Origin of the sequence: Nocardia sp. NPDC057272 (assembly GCF_042668615.1) — a bacterium.
Lineage (GTDB): Bacteria > Actinomycetota > Actinomycetes > Mycobacteriales > Mycobacteriaceae > Nocardia.
In genome coordinates this window covers 46,666-62,572 of sequence record NZ_JBHUYK010000025.1, presented here as the reverse complement: position 1 = coordinate 62,572, position 15,907 = coordinate 46,666, and the positions used below count along the sequence as shown (strand labels likewise).

The 15,907-nt window shown below is 68.6% G+C and carries 16 protein-coding genes; 10 read left to right on the top strand and 6 right to left on the bottom strand.

Translation table 11 applies throughout. From position 1 onward, the window contains the following. Positions 1-26 precede the first annotated feature (26 nt). The 3 genes from ACFULV_RS27310 to ppc all read left to right on the top strand — a co-directional run bounded on the left by ACFULV_RS27310 (position 27) and on the right by ppc (position 3,888). Positions 27-563: a sugar O-acetyltransferase gene (locus ACFULV_RS27310; protein ID WP_378661548.1), complete on the top strand. Its 537-nt coding sequence runs from the start codon at positions 27-29 to the stop codon at positions 561-563. Between the two features lie 64 nt (positions 564-627). Next, positions 628-1,050: a VOC family protein gene (locus ACFULV_RS27305; protein ID WP_378661474.1), complete on the top strand. Its 423-nt coding sequence runs from the start codon at positions 628-630 to the stop codon at positions 1,048-1,050. Positions 1,051-1,116: 66 nt separating this feature from the next. Continuing rightward, on the top strand, positions 1,117-3,888 hold the full coding sequence (ppc, locus tag ACFULV_RS27300) for a phosphoenolpyruvate carboxylase (protein WP_378661471.1): 2,772 nt from the start codon (positions 1,117-1,119) through the stop codon (positions 3,886-3,888). Positions 3,889-3,907: 19 nt separating this feature from the next. On the opposite strand, the gene ACFULV_RS27295 is transcribed toward ppc, so the two are convergent. The 4 genes from ACFULV_RS27295 to ACFULV_RS27280 all read right to left on the bottom strand — a co-directional run bounded on the left by ACFULV_RS27295 (position 3,908) and on the right by ACFULV_RS27280 (position 6,455). After that, the gene (locus ACFULV_RS27295; RefSeq protein WP_378661469.1) at positions 3,908-4,072 is read right to left on the bottom strand and encodes a hypothetical protein; all 165 of its coding nucleotides are present in this window, start codon (positions 4,070-4,072) and stop codon (positions 3,908-3,910) included. Between the two features lie 105 nt (positions 4,073-4,177). Then, positions 4,178-4,585 carry a RidA family protein gene (locus tag ACFULV_RS27290; protein ID WP_378636988.1) on the bottom strand — a complete coding sequence of 136 codons (408 nt, stop codon included), beginning with the start codon at positions 4,583-4,585 and terminating at the stop codon, positions 4,178-4,180. A gap of 5 nt (positions 4,586-4,590) precedes the next feature. Next, positions 4,591-5,361 carry an IclR family transcriptional regulator gene (locus ACFULV_RS27285; RefSeq protein WP_378661467.1) on the bottom strand — a complete coding sequence of 257 codons (771 nt, stop codon included), beginning with the start codon at positions 5,359-5,361 and terminating at the stop codon, positions 4,591-4,593. Next, positions 5,358-6,455 (bottom strand): sugar kinase, encoded by a 1,098-nt coding sequence (locus ACFULV_RS27280; RefSeq protein ID WP_378661464.1) that lies wholly within the window; start codon positions 6,453-6,455, stop codon positions 5,358-5,360. Before ACFULV_RS27280 ends, ACFULV_RS27285 begins: the two co-directional genes overlap by 4 nt. Before the next feature lie 91 nt (positions 6,456-6,546). On the opposite strand from ACFULV_RS27280, the gene ACFULV_RS27275 reads away from it, so the two are divergent. The 5 genes from ACFULV_RS27275 (at position 6,547) to ACFULV_RS27255 (ending at position 12,883) form a co-directional block, all read left to right on the top strand. Beyond that, positions 6,547-7,842: an amino acid deaminase gene (locus ACFULV_RS27275; protein ID WP_378661462.1), complete on the top strand. Its 1,296-nt coding sequence runs from the start codon at positions 6,547-6,549 to the stop codon at positions 7,840-7,842. 9 nt (positions 7,843-7,851) lie between these two features. Next, positions 7,852-9,465, top strand: a complete 1,614-nt coding sequence (locus ACFULV_RS27270; RefSeq protein WP_378661459.1) for an amidohydrolase family protein — start codon at positions 7,852-7,854, stop codon at positions 9,463-9,465. Next, positions 9,462-10,103 carry a bifunctional 4-hydroxy-2-oxoglutarate aldolase/2-dehydro-3-deoxy-phosphogluconate aldolase gene (locus ACFULV_RS27265; protein WP_378636977.1) on the top strand — a complete coding sequence of 214 codons (642 nt, stop codon included), beginning with the start codon at positions 9,462-9,464 and terminating at the stop codon, positions 10,101-10,103. Before ACFULV_RS27270 ends, ACFULV_RS27265 begins: the two co-directional genes overlap by 4 nt. A 10-nt stretch (positions 10,104-10,113) precedes the next feature. Further along, positions 10,114-11,547: a GntP family permease gene (locus tag ACFULV_RS27260; protein ID WP_378661457.1), complete on the top strand. Its 1,434-nt coding sequence runs from the start codon at positions 10,114-10,116 to the stop codon at positions 11,545-11,547. Between the two features lie 238 nt (positions 11,548-11,785). Further along, on the top strand, positions 11,786-12,883 hold the full coding sequence (locus tag ACFULV_RS27255; protein ID WP_378661454.1) for an FAD-dependent monooxygenase: 1,098 nt from the start codon (positions 11,786-11,788) through the stop codon (positions 12,881-12,883). Positions 12,884-12,885: 2 nt separating this feature from the next. On the opposite strand, the gene ACFULV_RS27250 is transcribed toward ACFULV_RS27255, so the two are convergent. Next, a complete protein-coding gene (locus tag ACFULV_RS27250; RefSeq protein ID WP_378661451.1) occupies positions 12,886-13,785 on the bottom strand; it encodes an MBL fold metallo-hydrolase in 900 nt (299 codons plus the stop codon). Positions 13,786-13,919: 134 nt separating this feature from the next. Between ACFULV_RS27250 and ACFULV_RS27245 the strand changes: the two genes are divergently transcribed. Then, the gene (locus ACFULV_RS27245; RefSeq protein WP_378636966.1) at positions 13,920-14,327 is read left to right on the top strand and encodes a MerR family transcriptional regulator; all 408 of its coding nucleotides are present in this window, start codon (positions 13,920-13,922) and stop codon (positions 14,325-14,327) included. Positions 14,328-14,347: 20 nt separating this feature from the next. On the opposite strand, the gene ACFULV_RS27240 is transcribed toward ACFULV_RS27245, so the two are convergent. Beyond that, the gene (locus ACFULV_RS27240; RefSeq protein ID WP_378661448.1) at positions 14,348-15,328 is read right to left on the bottom strand and encodes a helix-turn-helix transcriptional regulator; all 981 of its coding nucleotides are present in this window, start codon (positions 15,326-15,328) and stop codon (positions 14,348-14,350) included. Between the two features lie 62 nt (positions 15,329-15,390). Here ACFULV_RS27240 and ACFULV_RS27235 point away from each other — a divergent pair, with 62 nt between their 5' ends. Beyond that, positions 15,391-15,882 (top strand): pyridoxamine 5'-phosphate oxidase family protein, encoded by a 492-nt coding sequence (locus ACFULV_RS27235; RefSeq protein ID WP_378636960.1) that lies wholly within the window; start codon positions 15,391-15,393, stop codon positions 15,880-15,882. Positions 15,883-15,907 lie beyond the last annotated feature (25 nt).

Sequence of the window (15,907 nt, the reverse complement as noted above, 5' to 3'; positions counted from 1 at the left end):
GCGGGGTGGGCGAACAGAAGCAGCGGATGCTGGCCGGGGAGTTGTACAAGGACAACGATCCGGAACTGGTGGCCGAACGGCAACGGGCACAACGGTTGTGCGACGAGTTCAATCGCACCGGGCCCGACGAGACCGGGCGGCGCACCGAGTTGCTGGGTGATCTCCTCGGCAAGCTGGGGGAGGGTTCGTGGATCATGCCGCGATTCCAGTGTGACTACGGATACCTGATCGAGATCGGGGCGAACAGCTTCCTCAACTACGACGCGATCCTGCTCGACTGCGCGCCGATCACCATCGGCGACGACTGTTCGATCGGGCCGCGCTGTCAGCTGCTCACCGCGCTGCACCCGATGCAGGATCACGAAAAGCGCAGGCAGCGCTGGGAATCGGCGGCGCCGATCCGGATCGGGAACAATGTCTGGTTCGGTGGCGGGGTGATCGTGTGCCCGGGTGTGACCATCGGCGACGACGTGGTGGTCGGCGCGGGCAGCGTGGTGACCCGCGATCTACCGGACCGGGTGTTCGCGGCGGGCAATCCGGCGCGGGTGATCCGGCAACTCTAGGTTCGCTGGCTAGGCTGGAACGCAGGCGCCGGCGCACCGCTGACGCCCGACCGAAGGAGACCGGATGCGCCACGGCGAAGATCTCTCCCTCGCCCACGTCATGCTGCTCGTGGGCGACCAGGACCAGGCCCTCACCTTCTATCGGGACCTGATCGGCCTGCAGGTCCGCACCGACATGCCGTTCGGCGACAACACGCGCTGGCTGACGGTCGGCCCGGTCGACCAGAAGAACCTGGAATTCGTGCTCGAGGTCCCGGAGATGGCCCCCGACCCCGCCTATCGGGCCGCCGCGCTCGCGCGCATCGACAGCGGCGCCCAGTCCACCGTCATCTTCGCCACCGACGACATCGACGCCACCTTCACCCGTATCCGCGACGCCGGGGCCGAAGTCGCCCAGGAGATCGTGCACCAGCAGTACGGCCGCGACTGCGCGTTCCGTGACCCGTGGGGCAATCAGATCCGCTTCACCGCCCGCCACCACGGCTGAGCGCGACATGCGGTGCGGGTGCGGCGTCGGGTCGCGCCCGCGGCCCGGCGGCAATACTGTCTGACCATGGGCGAATCGCGAATCGAGATGGAACCCGAAGCTACCCGGCCGCTGCGCGAGGACATCCGCTTCCTCGGTGGCATCCTGGGCGACACCATCCGCGACCACGAAGGTCCGGAGGTGTTCGACCTGATCGAGCGCGTCCGCATCGAGGCGTTCCGGGTGCGCCGCGAGGAGGTCGAGCGCAGCGCCGTCGCCGACATGCTCGACGGCACCCCCACCGAGGTCGCGATCCCGCTGATCCGGGCGTTCAGCTACTTCGTGCTGCTGGCCAACTTGGCCGAGGACATCCAGCGTGATCGACGCCGCGCCGTGCACGTGGCCGCGGGCGAGCCGCCGCAGGACTCCTCCCTGGCCGCCACCTACGACAAACTCGACGCGGCCGGTCTGGACGGCACCGTGGTGGCCGACTTACTCACCGACGCGCTCGTCTCCCCGGTGATCACGGCGCATCCGACCGAAACCCGCAGGCGCACCGTCTTCGACGTGCAGTCCAAGATCACCGAACTGATGCGCCTGCGCCGGCGCCTCGAACCCGGCGAGCCCGGCCTCGACGAATCCGAACAGCGGATCCGCCGCGAAGTGCTCACCCTGTGGCGCACGGCGCTGATCCGGTTGGCGCGCTTGCGGATCCAGGACGAGATCTCCGTCGGTCTGCGCTATTACGACCTGACCCTCTACGACGTGATCCCCGCGATCAACGCGCAGGTGCGCGCGGCGCTGCGGACGCGCTGGCCCGCCGAAGATCTCCTGCCGCGCCCGATCCTGCGCCCCGGCTCGTGGATCGGCGGCGACCGTGACGGAAACCCCTTCGTCACAGCGGAAGTCGTGCACACCGCCGCTGAGCAGGCAGCCGCCTACGCCTTCGGCCGCTACCTGGACGAGCTGGTCGAACTCGAGAAGTCCCTGTCGCAATCGGCCCGCCTGGTGCAGGTGACACCCCGGGTCGCGGAACTCGCCGCAGCGGGTTACCCCGACCCCGGCCTGTTCGCCGACGAGCCGTATCGCCGTGCGCTGCACGCGATTCGGGCCCGGCTCAGTGCCACTGCCGAGCTCGCGCTCGGTGAACTGCCCGAACACGGCCTCGACGCCGGCGCCGCACCGTATCCGTCGCCGCAATCGGTCCTCGACGACCTCGACGCGATCGACGAGTCCATGCGCGCCAGCGGCGACGGACTGCTCGCCGACGATCGCCTGGCCGCGCTGCGCCACGCCATCGAGACCTTCGGCTTCCACCTGCAGGGCCTGGACATGCGCCAGAACTCCGAGGTCCACGAACAGGTGGTCACCGAACTGCTGGCGTGGTCGGGCGTGCACCCCGACTATCCGAGCCTGTCCGAAGCCCGGCGAGTGGAGCTGCTCGCCGCCGAATTGCGCACGCGCCGACCACTTCTCGGGCCGAACGCGCAGCTGAGCGAACTCGCCACCAAGGAACTCGGTGTTCTGGGCGCCGCCAAGGAGGTCATCGATACCTTCGGTGCCGCCGCTGTCCCGAACTACATCATCAGCATGTGCACCTCGGTCAGTGACATGCTCGAAGCGGCCTTGCTGTTGAAGGAATCCGGCATTCTCGATCCGGGCACCGCCGACACCGCGCCGAGCTGTCCCGTGGGCATCGTCCCGCTGTTCGAAACCATCGAGGACCTCAGCGCCGGCGCGTCGACTCTGGCCGCGGTGCTGGAGGTTCCGGTCTATCGCGAGCTGGTCGAGGCGGCGGGCATGCGCCAGGAAGTGATGCTCGGCTACTCCGACTCCAACAAGGACGGCGGATATCTCGCCGCGAACTGGGCGCTCTACCGCGCGGAACTGGACCTGGTGGAGGTGGCCAGGAAATCGGGTATCCGGTTGCGGCTGTTCCACGGTCGCGGCGGCACCGTCGGTCGCGGCGGCGGCCGCAGCTACGACGCCATCCTGGCGCAGCCCGCGGGCGCGGTGCGTGGTTCGCTGCGACTGACCGAACAGGGTGAGGTGATCGCCGCGAAGTACTCCGAATCCGGTGCGGCACACCGCAATCTGGAGTCGCTGATCGCAGGGACCCTGGAATCGACGCTACTGGACGTGGAAGGTCTCGGCGACGACGCCGAACCGGCCTATGAACTCCTCGACGACCTCGCCGCCCGCGCTCGTGCCGCCTACGCGAACCTGGTGCACGACACCCCCGGCTTCGTCGAGTACTTCCGCGAATCCACCCCGGTCGCCGAAGTCGGCGACCTCAATATCGGCAGCCGCCCCGCCTCCCGCAAACCCACCAATTCGGTCTCGGACTTGCGGGCCATCCCCTGGGTGATGGCCTGGAGTCAGGCCAGGGTCATGCTGCCCGGCTGGTACGGCACCGGCACCGCGCTCGAAGACTGGGTCGGCGACGATCCGGCCCGCCTCGCACGTCTCACCGACCTCTACCAGCGCTGGCCGTTCTTCAATACCGTGCTGTCGAACCTGGCCCAGGTGATGGCCAAGAGCGACCTCGACATCGCCGCCCGCTACGCCGAGCTGGTCACCGACGAAACCTTGCGCGCGAAGATCTTCGCCATGATCGCCGACGAACACGCCCGCACCATCCGCATGTACCTCGCGGTCACCGGCCACGCCGAACTCCTCAGCGACAACCCGTCGCTGGCCGAGTCGATCCACAACCGCTTCCCCTACCTGGAGCCGCTGAACCAGCTCCAGGTCGACCTGCTGGCCCGGCTGCGCGGCGGTGACGATTCCGAACTGGTGAAGCGGGGCATCCTGCTCACCATGAACGGCCTGGCCACCGCGCTGCGCAACTCGGGGTAGCGGCAACTCGGGTGAGCGACTACAGGCAGACGCTGATGGTGAAGGGCCCGACCGGGATGCCGGTGCAGATAGACACCGAGCCGACGACCGGCTGCGCGGGGGCGGCCGATGCGGTTCCGGCGCCGATCGCGGTCACGGACAGGGCAAGGGCGACGGCGAGCGGGCGGGCGATCTTGGCGAACATAGGCTGATCCTCGGGTAGAACGGGGTGAACACCCCCGTGCGGGGGCGACCCCATCTCAACACGATGCGCCGACGGCGTCCACGACATGGCGGGATTCGCGGTGGCTCAGCCGGTTACGACGGCGATCGCGTCGATCTCGACCAGCATCTCCGCGCGCGGCAGGCCGGTGAAAACGGTGGTGCGCGCGGGCAGCACGCCGTTGCCGGTGTGCTTCGTGACGAATTCGCCGTAGGCCTCGTTCATGATCGCGAAGTCCTCGCGCTTGGTGAGGTAGACCCGCAGCATCATCACATCGTCGAAGGTGGCGCCGGACGCGTCGATGATCGCCTTGACGTTCATCAGGGTGCGCGTGGTCTGGGCGGCGACATCGCCCTGATGCAGGTACTCGTTGGTCTCGGGGTCCACGGGTCCCTGACCGGACACCTGGACGAACGGGCCCTTGCGCACGCCCTGGGAGAAGGTGTGGGCGGGCGCCGGGGCGTCGGAGGTGCGCACGGCGGTCTTGTCGGACATGGAGTTCAGCCTTTCCTCGCGGTGACGTCTCGGCTGGGGTCCCAGCCGAGTTCGGTGGAGATGGCGTCGGCTGTCGCCCTGAGCTGCGGCAACAGTGCCAGCACCTGGTCATGGTCGAGCAGCACGTCGGGAACGGAGACCGACACGGCGGCGACGACGGCGCCGATCCCGTCGCGCACGCCGACGCCGATGCAGTTGACGAAGCTCTCATGTTCCTCGTGGTCCTCGGCGAAGCCCTGCGCGGCAACGAGTTTCAACTCGGCCAGGTACTGCTCGGGGGTGCGCAGGGTGCGGGTGGTGAAGGGGTGGTAGTCCAATCGGGCTGCCACTGCCGCCCATTCGCTGCGTGGCAGCGCGGCGACGAGCACCTTGCCGACCGCGGTGCAGTGCAGGGGCGCGGGCCTGCCGATCCGCGAGTACATCCGCACCGCCTGCTCGGCGTCGACCTTGTCGATGTAGACGGCATCGCCCGATTCGTAGGCGGCCAGGTGCACGGTCTGCCCGGTGGCCGCGCCCAGCGCACTCAGATGCCGGCGGGCGACGGTGCGCACGTCACGGTTCTCCAGTGCGCGACTGGCCAATTCGAACATGCGGGTGCCGAGCGAGTAGCGGTGCGCGTTGTCGCGCACGACGAACCGATCGGCCTGCATGGTCTGCAGTATCCGCAACACCGTCGACTTGTGGACGCCGAGCCGGGCAGCCAGCTCGTCGAGGGACTGCGAGTTCTCGCCGAGGGCGATGAGAATGGACAGGGCCCGCGACACGCTTTGACTCATGCGCTGATCGTTTCATCCAGCGCCGCCGGATAGCGCAGCGTGGCCCAGATATCATCGGGTAGCAGCGCGAGGCGCCGAATATCCTGGGGTGGCGGCAGTTTCGCCGAATCGCCGGTCGCGGTCAGCGCTGCCGCCGCGCACAGATGGCCGTATCGAAGGCGGGTGCGCAGGTCGGCGTCGTGCAGCAGGGCGGCGAGATAGCCGCCGGCGAAGGCGTCGCCGGCACCGATGCGCTCGGTGATCTCCAGTGTCAACGCGGGCACCTCGATCGAGGAATCGCCGTCGAATCCCGTGACGGTGTGCTTGTCGTTCTTGACGATGAGCTGGGCGGGTTCGGGAAACAACGCGCGCAGGGCGGCCGGTTCGCCGGTGCCGAAGATCTCCTCGGCCTCGTCGGCGCCGAGAAACGCCACATCGGCGCCGCGAATATGCGCGGCGAGTTCGTCGGTGGCCTCGTCGACGCGCGAACCCCACACTGCCGGACGGTAATTCAGGTCGAAGCTGACCAGCGCGCGACGGGGCTCGGCGAGCAGCGCGCGGGTGAGTTCGGTCGCCGATTCCGACAGCGCCGGGGTGATGCCGGTGAAGTGCACGAGATCGGCGCCCTCGAGCAAGGCCGCCCGGTCCGTGAGATCGGCGGGCGACAGTGCGCTGGCAGCCGAACCCGTGCGGTAGTAGTGCATGCGGCTGGCATCGGCGTCCAGATCGTTGGCCAGGCCGGAGCCCGCACCACGTTCCTTGACGTAGAGGCCGGTGGGCCGCATCGGGTCGACCGCGACCGCCGCGACATCCACGCCCTGCGCGCTGAGCTCGGCGAGCAGATATCGCCCGAATCCGTCGTCGCCGACCCGCGACAGCCAGGCCGCCGACACGTCGAGCTGGGCGAGTACCACGGCAACATTGGCCTCCGCGCCGCCCGCGCCGCGATCGAACCGCGCGGACAGTTCCAGGGGTCCCGCGCCCGCGATCAGGACGGCCAGCCCCTCGCCGACAGTGACCGCCCTGGGCGGAGTGGATGTTGCCTGGGTCACCTTGTTCGCCCTTTCGTGCTTGCGGTCACTGCCTTCGAGATGCACAATAACGAGCAGAAACATTCAGCGCAACCACCGTTGCATACTGTGCAATGTTTGTTCGATATGACTGATCGAGCCGCCATCCCGGGCTCGGTCGACAGAAAGGGATGCTGTGATCATCGACAACGACGTCGTGGACGCCCTCGCCGACGAGTTGCTCGGACCCCATGCCAAGAGCGCGCCGCCTGCGGCGTGGGGGAGCACCGTGCGCGAATATCTCGCCGGCGCACCGCGACTCGACCAGTGGCAGACGCCGTTGCTCACCCTCGACCGCGGCAGGCTCGACGCGAACCGCGACCTCATGGCCGAGTGGACCGCCACGGCGGGCGTCGCGCTCGCCCCGCACGGCAAGACGACGATGGCGCCGCAGCTGTGGCGCGAGCAGCTCGTGGCCGGATCGTGGGGGATCACCTTGGCCACCGCGTGGCAGGCGCAGCTCGCGCGCTCGTTCGGTGTCGGCCGGATCATGCTCGCCAACACCCTGCTCGACCCGGTCGGGTTGGCGTGGGCCGCAGCGGAATCGGCACGCGAGGCCGACTTCGAGTTGTACTGCTGGGCCGACGGCGTCGCCACCGTCGAACTGATGGACAAGATCCTGCGCGAGACCGCCGCGGGTTCGCGGGTGCGGGTGCTGGTCGAGCTGGGGGGACCGCACGGCCGGACCGGTGCCCGCACCCGGGCCCAAGCGCACGCGGTCGCCGCCGCCATCGGCGCGAGCGAGCGGCTGAGCCTGGCCGGAGTCGCGGGCTACGAGGGCGCGCTGGCTCACGATCGCAGCGCCGAGGGTGTCGCAGCGGTGCGCGGCTATCTGCGCGAACTCGCCGCGCTGCACACTGAACTCGGTGCGGCAGGCGCCTATTCGGGCCCGGCGGTGGTCACCGCGGGCGGCAGCGCCTACCCCGAGCTCGTGGTCGAGGAACTCGCCGGACTGGCCGACCCCGAGGGTGCGCGCGGCGTGCCGACCACGGTGGTTCTGCGCAGCGGCGCTTACGTCGTTCACGACGACGGCTTCTACGCGGGAATCTCCCCGCTCGCCGCGCCCGTGAAGGAGCCGGGGCTGCGGTCCGCCATGCACGGCTGGGCCAGGGTGGTCTCGCGGCCGGAACCGGAGCTGGCCCTGCTCGACGGCGGCAAACGCGATTTCCCCTTCGACGAGGGTCTGCCGGTGCCCCAACTGGTGGTCGGCGGCACTCTTGCGCCGAACGCGGTGGTCACCGCGCTCAACGATCAGCACACCTTCCTGCGGTTGCCCGGCGCCGATGCGGCCGATCTCCCGGTCGGCTCCGTCGTGCGCCTCGGTCTCTCACACCCGTGCACCGCGTTCGACAAGTGGCGCCTGATCCCGGTGATCGACAGCGTCGACGCGCCCGACCCGCGCGTGGTCGACCTGATCCGCACCTACTTCTGACGGATGACCATGACGCACTTGCTCTTTCGTGACATCGATATCGTCGACGGCACCGGCGGCCCACGCACCAGGGGCGACGTGCTGGTCCGCGACGGCCGCATCGCCGAGATCGCGCCACCGGGCACTATCGGCTCCGACGCGAGAGTCGTTCCGGTACAGCCGGGTTCGGTCATCGCACCCGGATTCATCGACATGCACGCGCATTCCGACCTCTACCTGCTCACCCATCCCGATCACTTCCCGAAGATCACCCAGGGCGTCACCACCGAGGTGATCGGCCAGGACGGGCTGTCCTACGCGCCGATCGACGATGCCGCACTCGCGGTGGTGCGCAAGCAGATCGCGGGCTGGAACGGTAACCCGGGCGACTTCGACTTCAGCTGGCGCACCGTCGCGCAATACCTGGACCGCCTCGATCAGGGCATCACGCCCAACGCCGCCTACCTCGTTCCGCAGGGCACGCTGCGCATGCTCGTCGTCGGCAGCGAGCAGCGGGCGGCCACCGCCGCCGAGATCGACCGGATGTGCGCACTGCTGGCCGAGGGGTTCGAACAGGGTGCGGTCGGCATGTCCAGTGGGCTCACCTACACGCCCGGAATGTACGCCGACACAAGCGAACTCGCGGCGCTGTGCGCGGTGGTTGCCTCCTACGGCGGCTTCTACGCACCTCACACCCGCTCCTACGGCGCGGGCGCGCTCGAGGCCTACGCGGAGATGATCGGCCTGGCGAAAGCGACCGGCTGCGCGCTGCACCTGACCCACGCCACCATGAACTTCGGCGTGAACCGCGGCCGCGCACCGGAATTCCTCGCGATGCTCGCCGCGGCCCGCGCCGACGGCTGCGACATCACCCTCGACACCTATCCCTATCTGCCCGGCTCGACCACCCTGTCCGCGCTGCTGCCCAGCTGGGCGATGTCGGGCGGTCCCGACGCCGCGCTCGCCCGGCTCGACGATCCGGCCGAGCGCGCCAGGATCACCGACGATGTCGATGTCAACGGCTCCGACGGCTGCCACGGCGTCACCGTCGAATGGGAGACCATCCAGATCAGCGGCGTCGGCGACGACGCGCTCTCGGATGTAGTGGGCCGCACCGTCGCCGAGCTCGCGACCGAGCGCGGCATCGCCCCGGCGGAGGTGTTCTTCGACCTGCTGCGCCGCGACCAGCTCGCCACGACGATCCTGCAGCACGTCGGTCACGAGGAGAACGTGCGCGCCATCATGGTCGACCCCGGCCACATGGGCGGCAGCGACGGACTGCTCGTCGGCGCCCGGCCGCACCCGCGCGCCTGGGGCACCTTCCCGCGCTACCTCTCGCGCTACGTCCGGGAACTGGGCGTGCTCGGTCTCGAGGACTGCGTGCATCACCTCACCGGCCGCCCGGCCGCGCGGCTCCGCCTGGCCGAACGTGGCCTGATCCGGCGCGGTTACGCCGCCGACCTGGTCGTCTTCGATCCGGCGACGATCCACGACACGGCGACGTTCGAGCATCCCCAGCAGCAGGCCCGTGGCATCCAGCACGTACTGGTCAACGGTGAATTCGCGCTGGAGAACGGCACCGCGACCGGTGTGCGCGCCGGTCGCTCCCTGCGCCTGGACACCACGAAGGAGGAAACCCGATGAACCCGATGCTGAGCTCGTCGTCGGAGGCCATGGACGTGATCCGCGCGGATCGTGCCCTCACGGTGGTCCGCGCCCCCGACATCCCCGACCCGGCCGCGCTGGCCGAAGCGCTCGCCGGCGCCGGTCTGCGGGCGGTCGAACTGACGTTCACCACGCTCGGTGTGCTCGACGCGATCAGCAAGGCGAGCGCGGTCACCGACGCCGTGATCGGGGTCGGCACCGTCACCACCCGTGCGCAGGCCGAAGCGGCCATCGAGGTCGGCGCCCGCTTCCTGGTGACACCCGCGCTGCGCCCCGAGGTCGCCGAAGTGGCAGCGGCACACACGATTCCGGTGATCATGGGCGCGTTCACGCCGTCGGAGGTCCTCGCCGCGGCGGAGCTGGGGGCGGCGGCGGTGAAGATCTTCCCGGCTCGCGCGCTCGGCCCGCAGTACTTCAAGGATCTGCTCGGGCCGTTCCCGCACATGTTCCTGATCCCCTCCGGCGGCGTCAATTCCCACAACGCCCGCGATTTCCTCCGAGCGGGCGCGATCGCCGTCACCGCGGGCACCGAAGTGGTCGCCCCGGCCGACGTCGAGGCCGCGCGCTGGTCCCACATCGGCTCCAAAGCCGCGCATTTCGTTCATTCGCTGGATTGAGAGGTTTTCCATGGGCGCCACCATCGACTGGTTGCGCACCACCACCCCCGGGTTGCTGGTGCTGTGCGGTCTCGCGATCGCTGTCCTGCTCATCGCCATCATCAAGGTCAAACTGGAGCCGTTCGTCGCGCTGCTGCTGACCGGACTCCTGCTGGCGCTGGCCGCCGGGCTGCCGATCTCCCAGATCGTCGGCACACCGCTGAAAGCCGGTGAGTCACTGCTGGAAACAGGCTTCGGTGGCATCCTCGGCCACATCGCGGTGATCATCGGTCTGGGAACCGTGCTCGGCGCGATCCTCGAAAGATCTGGTGGCGCCGATGTTCTCACCGACAAACTGCTGAAGATGTTCGGCGAGAAGGGCGCTCCGGTCGCGATGGGCCTGCTCGGGCTCATCTTCGGTATCCCGGTGTTCTTCGACATCGGTATCTTCGTGCTCGCGCCACTGGTCTATGTCGCGGCCAAGCGCGGCGGGCGCTCGCTGGTCCTCTACGCCATGCCGATGCTCGCCGGTCTGTCGATGACGCACGCCTTCCTGCCGCCGCACCCCGGCCCCGTCGCACTCGGTGGGCTGCTCGGGGTGAGCCTGGGCTGGCTTATTCTCATGGGCTTCGTCTGTGGCATCCCGGGTTTCATCGCCGCGGGCATCGTGTGGGGCTCCTATATCGGTAAGCGCGTGCAGGTTTCGGTGCCCGAGGAGTTCGTGCCGTTGGAGCCCGAGCCGGAGCCGGAGCAGGCCGACGGTTCGGGCGGGACCGCGGTGCTCACGAAATCGCCGCCCTCGGTCGCGCTGATCGGCGGCATCATCGCGATCCCGCTGGTCTTGATCCTGGGCGCCACATTCGGTTACCAGCTGCTGGACAAGGATTCGACGCTGCTGCAGGTGCTCACCTTCTTCGGTACCCCGGCGGTCGCGCTGCTCATCACCGTGCTCGTCGCGTTCTATCTCCTCGGGATCCGGCGCGGTTCGACGGTGCAGGAACTGAGCACCATCACCGCCGAATCGCTCAAGCCGGTCGGCATGGTGCTGCTGGTGGTCGGCGCGGGCGCCTTCTTCGGCAAGGTCATCTCGGCCACCGGCATCGGGACGGCCCTGGCCGACACGATGTCCGCGGCGGGACTGCCGATCATCGTGCTCGCCTACCTGATCAGCTGCGGACTGCGCATCGCCCAGGGTTCGGCAACGGTCGCCATCGTCACCACCGGCGGCATCGTCGCGCCGCTGGTGGCCGAGCAGGGCTACTCGCAGATGTCGATCGCGCTGATCGCCATGGCGATCGCGGCGGGCTCGATCATCCTCAGCCACGTCAACGACGGCGGCTTCTGGATCATCGCGAAGTACTTCAACATGACGGTGAAGCAGACCCTGCAGACCTGGACGGTTCTCGAAACCATCCTGTCGGTGGTCAGTTTCGCGGTCGCGGCCCTGTTGTTCTCGATCGTCTGACACCTACCGCGAAGCCGGGCTGTCCCCACGGGGCAGCCCGGCTTCGTGTTGGCCGAGCACGGATCGGCGGACGGCCGCGACCGGCCCGGACGAAGTCGGGACATGCCGGGCGCGCAGCCGCTGGTGCCCACGATGCACCGACTCGGCGAGAATGGGCATCGTCTGCGACTCGCCGAACAGCCGAGCGCGGCTGTGTGCGGACGCGGTTCGTGTCGTACTCGAAACGAGGGAGTGTGCGATGTCCACAGCAATCGTCGTCGGCGGCGGAATCGGCGGAACGGCCGCGGCGCTCGCGCTCGTTCGGAAGGGGTGGTCGGTTCAGGTGCTGGAACGGGCGCCGGAGGTCGCCGACGTGGGATCCGGGATTTCCCTGTGGTCCAATGCCTTACGGGCGCTGGATGCCCTCGGTGTCGGTGACACGGTCCGTGCGCAGGGCCTGGCGGAGGTGTCGGCCGGGATCAGGGACGACCGTGGGCGATGGCTCTCACGCACCGATGTGGCGACCCTGCGCGAGCGGTTCGGTGCTCCGGTGGTGATCCACCGCGCCCGGCTGCTGGACATTCTGCGCGGGGCGCTTCCCGAAGGGGTTGTGCGCACCGGGATCTCGGTGCGTGAGGCGACGACCGACGGAGTGGTGGTGCACTCCTCGGGCACCTCCTCCGCCGATCTGGTCGTAGGTGCCGACGGGATTCGCAGCGTCGTCCGGCGTGCGGTCTGCGGGGAAGTCGCGCCACGCTACGCCGGCTACACCGCCTGGCGCGCGGTGGTCGACATCGACGAGCCGCTCACCGAGTTCGGTGAAACCTGGGGTCGCGGCGCACGTTTCGGCATGGCCCCGCTCGCGGACGGTCGCGTCTACTGCTTCGCCGTCTACGACGCCCCCGAGAACGCCCCCGGCAGCCTCGCCGAAGTGCGCGACCGCTTCGACAACTGGCACCACCCGATCTCGGCCCTCCTCGCCGCCGCGGACCAGAACACGGTGCTGCACAACGACATCTATGACCTACCGGCGCTGCCGACCTTCACCGCCGGCCGCATCGCCCTGCTCGGCGACGCCGCCCACGCGATGACGCCGAACCTCGGCCAGGGCGGCTGCCAGGCCCTGGAGGACGCGGTGGTCGTGGCCCGCTCGGCGAGCGAGCCGAACGGCCTCGCCCGCTACGACCGGGAGCGCCGCGCCCGAACCCAGATGATCGTCGCCCGCTCCGCCCGGATCGGCACCATCGCCCAGTTGTCCGCGCGCCCCCTGGTCACCCTGCGCAACACGGCACTACGCCTGACCCCCACCTCGACCCAGTTGCGTTCCCTGGCAGAGATTCTCGACTGGAAGTCTTGAGGTCAGATCTCCCTCGACCGAAGTGCGCGCGGGTTCTCGTGCCATGCGCACGCCGCCCGATGGTCGTGACTGGGAATGATGCGAACCGCGCTGCGGATCGCGTGCAGCCGGTGGACAGTACGCCAGGTCTCGGTGCGGTCGTTGTCGGCCAGCATGCCGGGATAGCCGGACTTCTGTCGTAGCTCCTCGGTCTGGAGGTTGTGCCAGATCGCGTCCCCCGCGAGCAGGACCGGACCGTGCTCGGTGCGTAAGAGCACACCGACGCTGCCCGGGGTGTGGCCGGACAGGTCGACGAGGACCACCGCGCCGTCCCCGAAGAGATCGCGGCTGCGGGCGAAGGTGAGAACGGGTGGACCGTCCAGATCGTAGACATCGAGAGGTCGTTCGCGAACGGCGCGCCGCACGCCGCCGACCGGCGCCACCGGACCCTTCATCGCCCACTCGTGCTCTGGTCGGTGCAGGCGCAGTGCCAGCCCGGGGAGATCGAGAAGGCCGGCGATATGGTCCCAGTGCAGATGTGTCGGCAGCGCGAAGTCGAGGGCGTTCGCCTCGATTCCACTGCGACGCAGTGACTCGCGTATGTCGAGTACGTCCTTCGGAGGCGTCACCGCGAGCCGCAATATCCGGGGGAGTTCCACCACCGCTCGGTCTTGGACGTCGACGCAGATGCCCGGGTCGACGAGAAAGGTCGCCCTCGGATGCCGGACCACGAAAGCCGTCATCGCGGAATCGATCCGTTGCGGGGCGAACAGGCCTTCGACGATCGCTGCCGTCGGCACACTCTTGGCGTTCTGCGCCAGAACTGTCAGCTCGACCGTCGTTGTGCCGCGTGGTAGGCCGTGATCGGGCAACGAGGCCAGGAACCGGCGGTCGGGTTGTCGTGGCCGCAGCGCGCCCGTCACCGCCGATCCCACGGATCGGCAACAGCGCCACAAGTCCGGTGCCGCGACCGAGTCGATCAATGGAGTCCGATTGTCGTTGTGTCCCATGCGAAGTACGCTAAAACTTCAGGTCGACCTGAAGTAAAGGGGTGAATATGCCGCGTGCCGACGAGCTGCGCCGCATCGGTGACGCCGCCGCCGAATTGGGCGTCGCCGCTCATGTCCTGCGTCACTGGGAGGACGCCGGTGTCCTGGTTCCGCCCCGCGCGCCCGGCGGGCAACGGATCTACAACGGCGCCCTGATCGTTCAGGCCCGCCTCGTCCAGCTCTGTCAACGAGCGGGGCTGTCCCTGGCGGAGATCAAAGATCTTTTCGACACGAGGTCGAGGGCCCGGCGCGTAGCGCTCTTCGCGGACAAGCAAGCCGAACTGCGAGCCCACGTCGACGACCTCACCCGAACCATCGACTTCCTCGGTCACGTGCTGCGCTGTACTCACCCGATCGTCGACGAATGCCCTGACTGCGTCGAGTTCAGCCGGCCGGGCACCTCGCAGTCGGCGTAGGTTTCGCGGTGCTCGGGCGCCTAGATCGCCGTCGAGCGCTGGTAGCGGGCGAGCATGGCTGCGGCGGTGGCGGTCATGGTCGCGCGGAGCTCGGGTGGGGTGAGGACTTCGATGTGTTCACCGAGGGGGAGTAGGGCGTGGGCCAGGACTTCGTAGGACTCGGCGGGGATGGTGATGTCGGCCCAGCCGTCCGCGTCGGGGGTACCCGTCGAGGCGAGGGCTTCGCGGACGGCGGCGGGATCGTTCATGAGGCGCAGCAGGCTCAGGTGGTCGATGGAGATCCGGCAGTGTGCGCTGACGCGCAGCATGGATCGGGCGAACTCCTCGGCGGCGGACTGCCAGTGCTCGGCCAGGTCGAAAGGCGTTGGGCGGATGAATGATTCGCCGGTGTGGACCGCGGTGGCGATGCGGCTCGCCCGGTACGAGCGGATGTCGGTGTGTTCGCGGGCGATCAGGTACCAGGTGCCTGCCTTCATGACCAGGCCGAGTGGGTCGAGGGTCCGTTCCACCGTGCGATCGCGGCGCCGGTAGGTGATCGCGAGGCGGCGGTCGTGCCAGAGGGCATCGGCCACCGTGGCGAGGGTGGGGGTGTCGTCGGGGCGCTGGAACCAGCCGGGCATGTCGATGTGGACGCGTTCGGCGATGCGGGTCGCCCGGCCGCGGAGTTCCGGTGGCAGCGCGGCGAGCATCTTCAGCTGGGCGGTGGCCAGCACGGTCCCGAGGCCGAGGTCGGCGGCAGCGCCGGGGAGGCCGGCGAGAAGGACCGCGTCGGCTTCGTCGGAGGTGAGGCCGGTGAGCCGGGTGCGGTAGCCGTCGATCAGCCGGACACCGCCACCGCGCCCCGGCTCGCTGTACACCGGAACGCCTGCGGCCGAGAGCGCTTCCACGTCCCGATACACCGTGCGCACCGACACCTCGAGCTCGCGGGCCAACTCGCTCGCGGTCGCGCCGCCGCCCGCTTGTAACAGCAGCAGCAACTGCACCAACCTGCTCGCTCGCATATTCCGAGACTAGCCGCGAAACCTGACACAAGGTGTCAAGGTTGAGTCGTACCGTACGAGATATGACCACGTGGAGCCAGTTCACCGAAGAAGCACCGAGCATCGCGGCCTTGTTCCAGCGCAGACACCAGGCCACCGGCAAACTCTGCATGCTCGGCACCCTGCGCGCCGACGGATCGCCACGCATCAGCCCGATCGAGCCGATGGTCTTCGAGGACATGCTGGTTCTGGCCGGCATGCCCAATACCCGAAAATTCGACGACCTCGCGCGCGACCCACGCTTCTGCCTGCACACCGCCACCGTCGACACCATGGTCTCCGACGGCGACGCGAAACTCTTCGGCACCGTCACCGACCTGAAGGACGAAACCGTCCACGCCCGCTTCGCCCAAAAGCTGTTCGACGACAGCGGTTTCGACATCCGCGGCGAGAAATTCGACCACTTCTACGTCGCCGACCTCACCGGAGCCTCCACCGTCGAAACCAACGACGACCACCTCGACATCACCGTCTGGAAACCGGGCGCGGGCGAAACCGTCGTTCGCAAGCACTGAGTCACTCACCCTTCGTTGATTATGA